3 protein-coding genes and 2 pseudogenes are annotated in these 5,177 nt (G+C 66.9%); 2 read left to right on the top strand and 3 right to left on the bottom strand.

Features of this window, described 5'->3' with window-relative positions; all coding sequences use genetic code 11:
* A pseudogene (locus QN345_RS15370) lies at positions 1–367 on the top strand (aminoglycoside phosphotransferase); the annotation flags it as partial.
* A gap of 56 nt (positions 368–423) precedes the next feature.
* On the opposite strand, the gene QN345_RS15365 reads toward QN345_RS15370, so the two are convergent.
* On the bottom strand, positions 424–2,139 hold the full coding sequence (locus QN345_RS15365; protein ID WP_241985080.1) for an AMP-binding protein: 1,716 nt from the start codon (positions 2,137–2,139) through the stop codon (positions 424–426).
* Positions 2,140–2,378: 239 nt separating this feature from the next.
* Here QN345_RS15365 and QN345_RS15360 point away from each other — a divergent pair.
* A pseudogene (locus tag QN345_RS15360) lies at positions 2,379–3,344 on the top strand (glycosyltransferase family 2 protein); the annotation flags it as partial.
* A 375-nt stretch (positions 3,345–3,719) separates the two neighbouring features.
* Here the strand turns inward: QN345_RS15360 and QN345_RS15355 are convergent.
* Together QN345_RS15355 and QN345_RS15350 are read right to left on the bottom strand one after the other, a co-directional pair.
* Entirely contained in the window at positions 3,720–4,229 is a 510-nt protein-coding gene (locus QN345_RS15355) for a dihydrofolate reductase (RefSeq protein WP_166787364.1), read from the bottom strand.
* Between the two features lie 19 nt (positions 4,230–4,248).
* Positions 4,249–5,058 carry a thymidylate synthase gene (locus QN345_RS15350; RefSeq protein WP_134448858.1) on the bottom strand — a complete coding sequence of 270 codons (810 nt, stop codon included), beginning with the start codon at positions 5,056–5,058 and terminating at the stop codon, positions 4,249–4,251.
* Positions 5,059–5,177 lie beyond the last annotated feature (119 nt).

Genomic DNA, 5,177 nt, shown 5'->3' with positions numbered 1-5,177 from the left:
CGAACCGCTCACTCCTCTCGAGGACCGGACCCGTGTCGACGTGCCCTGGCGGGATGTCGCCGGGATGCTGAGGTCGTTCTCCTACGCGGCCGGAACCGTGGCGCGGGAAGCTCCCGAGCGGACCGGTGTCGTCACCGGGTGGGCACAGGCCTGCCGTCGGGCGTTCCTTGCCGGGTACAGCGAACGTTCCGGCAGGAGCCTCGGAGAGCAACGCCCGCTGCTCGGCGCCTTCGAACTCGACAAGGCTCTCTACGAGGTCGTCTACGAAAAACTCAATCGGCCCGACTGGCTGCCGATCCCCCTCGCAGCGATCGACGCCCTGCTCGCCCCCGTTCCCGTCCCCGCCGCCGTTCGCGAAAGCGGGTGAGTCGTCGGTATGCCGAGCTCAGTACGACGTTTCACCCGCTTTCGCGGGCGCGCGGATCAGCTCTTCGACGAACGCTTAAGCTCGGGGAACTGGTCGTCGCGCCATTCCTCCGGAAGCCGGAGCTGCTGCTCTGCGGCATCGTTCTCGCGCGCCCGCAGCTCGACCCTGCGGATCTTGCCTGAGCTCGTCTTGGGCAGTTCGAAGAACTCGATACGCCGCACCCGCATGTACGGCGGCAACCCGTTGCGGGCGTGGCGCAGCACGGCGAGAGCGGTCGCGCTGTCGGGTGCCCAGCCGGCCGCGAGGTGGATGTACGCTTTGGCGATGTTGAGTCGGGTGTCGTCGGGGGCGGGGACGACCGCGGCCTCGGCGACGGCGGGGTGTTCGAGCAGCACGCTTTCGACCTCGAACGGGGAGACCTTGTAATCGGAGGACTTGAAGATGTCATCCGTGCGGCCGATGAAGGTGATGTAGCCGTTGTCGTCCCGGGTGGCGACGTCGCCCGTGTGGAAGTAGCCATCCCGGAGCGCGGCCTGGGTCCTGACCGGGTCGCCGTGGTACCGGGCCATGAGGTTGACGGCGGGCTCGGCGAGGTCGAGGCAGATCTCGCCCTCGTCTGCGACGCCTCCCGTGATCGGATCGACGAGGGTGATCGCGACACCGGGCAGGGGCAGGCCCATGGACCCGGCCTTGAGGACGGACCCCGGCACGTTGCCGACGATGGCCGTCGTCTCGGTCTGGCCGTACCCATCGCGGATCGTGAGCCCCCAGGCACGCTGGATCTGGCTGATCACCTCGGGGTTGAGCGGTTCACCCGCCGAGAGGATCTCGCGGAGGCCGACCGGCTTCTCGCCCACATCGGACTGGATCAGCATCCGCCACACCGTCGGCGGCGCACAGAACGTCGTGACCTTGGCGCGGTGCAGCTGGGCCGTGAGCGCCTGCGGGTCGAACCGGCCGTAGTTGTAGACGAAGACGGTGGCCTCAGCGATCCAGGGCGAGAAGAAGCTGCTCCAGGCGTGCTTGCCCCAGCCCGGTGAGCTGATGGCGAGGTGCACGTCGCCGGGACGAAGCCCGAGCCAGTACATCGTGGAGAGATGGCCCACGGGGTACGAGGTCTGGGTGTGCACGACCATCTTGGGCTTGCTCGTGGTCCCCGAGGTGAAGTAGATGAGCGACGGGTCGTCCGAACCGACGGCCACGGGAACGGGCGCCGTGGACAGCAGGGCGGCGTCGGCGTAGTGAGCCCAGCCGGGAACCGTGCCGCCGACGCAGATGCGCCGGAAATCGCCGTCGATCTCCGCGAACTTGGCGGCGTCACCCGCATTCGCGATGACGCAGTCCACCTCGCCGCGCTGCACGCGGTCGGCGAGGTCGCCGGCGGCGAGCACGGTCGATGTCGGGAGGATCACGGCGCCGATCTTCATGATGCCGAGCATGAGCTCCCAGAGTTCGACCTGGTTGCCGAGCATGAGCATCACGTGATCGCCCTTGCCGACGCCCTGCTGGGTGAGCCACGCCGCGACCTGGTTGGAGCGTGCGGACATCTCCGCGAAAGTGACCTTCAGCTCACGGCCGTCCTCCTCGACGATCCACAGGGCGATGTTGTCGTTGCCGGCCGCGATCACGTCGAACCAGTCGACGGCCCAGTTGAATGACGCGCCGACATCCGGCCAGCGGAATTCCGCGGCGGCACGGGCGTGGCCGTCCCAGAGGCGCAGCAGCTGATCGCGGGCGGCACGAAAATTGGAGGTACTCGTCGGAAAAGTCACTTCTCCATCATCCTCACTCATAAATGCCTGTAACTGCATGCATCCGGAAAACACGTCGCGGCGCGTTCCGGGGGCAACCCACACCCGGATGTGGTTAACCACATGGGTCGCCCCATCCGGGTGACAGGGCCAGCGGTCCCCTCCGGCCTCGGGTAGCTTCGTGCACGTCAACACCGACAGTCTCGACGTGGCGTCTCCGGTTCCAGTGTGGGACGTTCGATTTCACCCCGGGGGCACAGATGGTTACGTTCTTCGTCATTTTCATTCTTGTTGTGGGAATCAACACCTTGCTCTGGACCACGGTCGGTCTCATCCGTGCCGTGGTCGAGAGCAGCCGCCGCCGGTCGCCCGATCGATCGCAGGACCCGCTGATCTCCGCGGACGAGGTCGCGGTCCTGGTCGCCGCCCACGACGAAGAACAAGTGATCGCCGCGACGATCGGTTCCGCAACCGGCCAGGTGCCCGTTGGACACGTCTTCGTCGTTTCGGACGCCTCAGCAGACCGGACCGCGGACCTCGCGAGAGCCAGCGGAGCGAACGTGCTCGAACTCGAGTCGAATCACGGAAAGGCCGGCGCGCTCGTCGCGGCAATCGACCATTTCGAACTGGCACGCCGGTTCCCGGTCGTGGTGCTCCTCGATGCGGACACGGTGCTGGCCCCCGACTACCTGCTGACCGGCCTGCCGTGCTTCCAGGATCCGGGGGTCGTCGCGGTTGCAGCGTGTGCGTCGACGATCGCTGATCCTCCCCCCGCGACGATGATGGGCCGATTCCTGGTCGCATACCGGGAACGTTTCTACGTCATGGTGCAGTACCTGCTCAAGTACGGTCAGGCCGCCAGGCTCGCGAACGTGATCTCCATCGTTCCCGGTTTCGCGAGCATGTATCGCAGCCGGGTCCTCGGAAGCATCGACATCGATCCTCCCGGGCTCGCGATCGAGGACTTCAACATGACGTTCGAAGTGCACGCGCGCAAGCTCGGCCGGATCGCATTCCACCCCTCGATCGCGAGGGCCTCGACCCAGGATCCGGACAACCTGCACGATTACACCCGGCAGCTCCGGCGTTGGACCCTGGGGTTCTGGCAGACGCTGCGCCGCCACGGATTCCGGCTCGGCTGGTTCTGGGGTGCGCTGGCGCTCCACGTGTTCGAGCTCGTGACGAGCAGTGTGATGATGCTGCTGTTCCTGCCGCTGCTCGTCGTATCGGTCGGCGCGGTCATCTGGGAGGCGACGTCGACGGACCCGTCCGGCATCGCCACGCGGCTGACGGACGCGATTCCGCCGACCCTGATCCTGCTCGGCGTGCTCGTGCCCGATTACCTGTTGACCGTGCTCGTCGTCGCCGTCACCCGCCGGCCGAGTTATCTGCTGCTCGGGTTCGCCTTCCCACTCGTACGTGTGGTCGACGCGGCGATCTGCCTGGCGACCCTTCCCCAGGCATTCCTGACGCCGTCGAGCGGACGCTGGAGGAGTCCGGAACGCCGAGTCACCGTGGCGCCCGTGGCTCCCGCGCTGCAGGAGAAGCCGGTGCCGCCGGAGACGTCAGCTCGTGAAGAGATGTCCGTGCCCGAAGAGACGTCAGTTCCGCGGAACCGGCCGCTCGTACCCGACAAAGCGAAAGCGGATGCCGGTCCTCGAGACCATCCATTCCGAGGCGTGGGCACGCGTCCACTCCCCGTCAACCGCGGGGGCCCTCGTGTCGCCGGGCACGGCGAGGTCCAGCTCGGTGACCTCGAGTCGTGAGGCGCGGGCCAGGGCTTCGCGGTAGACCTCGCCTCCGCCGATCACCCAGATCGTCGTGGCCGGATCTGTGGCCGAGTCGTCCGCAGCGAGGGCATCGTCCACGGACCCGGCGCGTTCGGCTCCGGCAGCGGCCCAGTCGGCGTCCCTGGTGACGACGATGTTCCGTCGCCCGGGGAGCGGCCGGAATCGTTCGGGGAGGGAATCCCACGTGCGACGACCCATCACGACCGTCGCGGCATCCGTCACGGCCTTGAAATGCGCGAGGTCTTCGGGAAGGTGCCAGGGTATCGAACCGGCGCTGCCGATGATCCCGTCGTGCGCCTGCGCCCAGACCAGTGCGATCACGGGAGTGTGACGGGCGGGATCAGACGGCAACGGGTGCCTTGATCGCGGGGTGGTGCTGGTAGCCGACGACCTCGAGGTCCTCGTACCCGTAGTCGAAGATGCTCGCGCGTTCGCCCGTGATGCGGAGCGTCGGGAGCGGATACGGGGCACGGGTCAGCTGCTCCGTGACCTGGTCACGATGGTTGTCGTAGATGTGGCAGTCCCCGCCGGTCCAGATGAAGTCGCCGACCTCGAGGCCGGCCTGGGCGGCGACGAGGTGGGTCAGCAGCGCATAACTCGCGATGTTGAAGGGGACGCCGAGGAAGAGGTCGGCGCTGCGCTGGTAGAGCTGGCAGGACAGGCGGCCGTCGGCGACGTAGAACTGGAAGAGCGCGTGGCACGGTGCGAGGGCCATCGACGGGATGTCCGCGACGTTCCAGGCCGACACGATCATGCGACGCGAATCCGGGTCTGTCTTCAGGGTCTCGATCACCTGGGCGATCTGATCGATGTGACCACCGTCGGGGGTGGGCCAGGAGCGCCATTGCACTCCGTAGACGGGACCGAGTTCTCCGGTTTCCGATGCCCACTCGTCCCAGATGCTGACGCCGTGTTCCCGGAGCCATCCGACGTTGCTCTCGCCGCGCAGGAACCACAGGAGTTCGTAGGCGATCGACTTGAAGTGCACGCGCTTCGTCGTGATGAGCGGGAAGCCCTCACGAAGGTCGAAGCGGAGCTGGGCGCCGAAGATGCTCGTGGTTCCGGTCCCGGTCCGGTCGGCTTTGGCGGTGCCCGTCGCCAGGGTGTGGCGAAGCAGGTCTTCATACGGGGTCGCGAGTGAGGTTGGCATTCGTAGCAGTTTATTTGGTGGCGCAGCTTATTCGGTGCCGAAGCGCCGCACGAAGGCACGCATCAGGTTCGCCGGTTGCGTCACCGTGGCCGCCGCGATGCTCGCGATGACTCCGGTCC

The organism is Cryobacterium sp. 10I1 (assembly GCF_035019805.1).
Classification (GTDB): Bacteria; Actinomycetota; Actinomycetes; order Actinomycetales; family Microbacteriaceae; genus Cryobacterium; species Cryobacterium glucosi.
This window is presented reverse-complemented; position numbering and strand designations above follow the sequence as displayed.

Excerpts from the sequence above, each read along its gene's own strand:
- QN345_RS15350 (WP_134448858.1), bottom strand. The coding sequence starts at position 5,058 with ATGCCAACCTCACTCGCGACCCCGTATGAAGACCTGCTTCGCCACACC.